Genomic DNA, 451 nt, shown 5'->3' on the forward strand with positions numbered 1-451 from the left:
CCAGATCCTCGCCTTCTTCACGATGGTCGTCGCCGCCGCGGAGGTCGTGGTCGGGCTCGCGATCATCGTGTCGCTGTTCCGCTCCCGCCACTCGGCCTCGGTCGACGACGCCAGCCTGATGAAGCTGTAAGGGGTCGCTGTCGTGGAAAACCTGATCGCGCTGCTGGTCGCGGCGCCCCTGCTCGGAGCGGCGGTCCTGCTCTGCGGCGGCCGCCGGCTCGACCGGTCCGGACACTGGATCGGTACGCTGCTCGCCGCCGCGACCTTCGTCATCGGCGCCGTGCTCTTCACCGACATGCTGGGCAAGGGCGCCGACGACCGCGCCCTGCACCAGAAGCTCTTCAGCTGGATCCCCGTCGAGGGCTTCCAGGCCGACGTGGCCTTCCAGCTCGACCAGCTGTCGATGACGTTCGTCCTGCTGATCACGGGTGTGGGCACCCTGATCCACATC

At 68.3% G+C, this 451-nt stretch carries 1 protein-coding gene and 1 pseudogene; both read left to right on the plus strand.

Annotated elements, in window-relative coordinates; translation table 11 throughout:
* Positions 1 to 130: NADH-quinone oxidoreductase subunit K (locus G3I17_RS39295; RefSeq protein WP_203591362.1), on the plus strand; the 130-nt coding region annotated here is incomplete at its 5' end.
* 12 nt (positions 131 to 142) lie between these two features.
* Positions 143 to 451 (plus strand): annotated as a pseudogene (locus G3I17_RS39300) (NADH-quinone oxidoreductase subunit L); the annotation flags it as partial.

The organism is Streptomyces sp. SID13031 (genome assembly GCF_010548305.1).
Lineage (GTDB): Bacteria > Actinomycetota > Actinomycetes > Propionibacteriales > Kribbellaceae > Kribbella.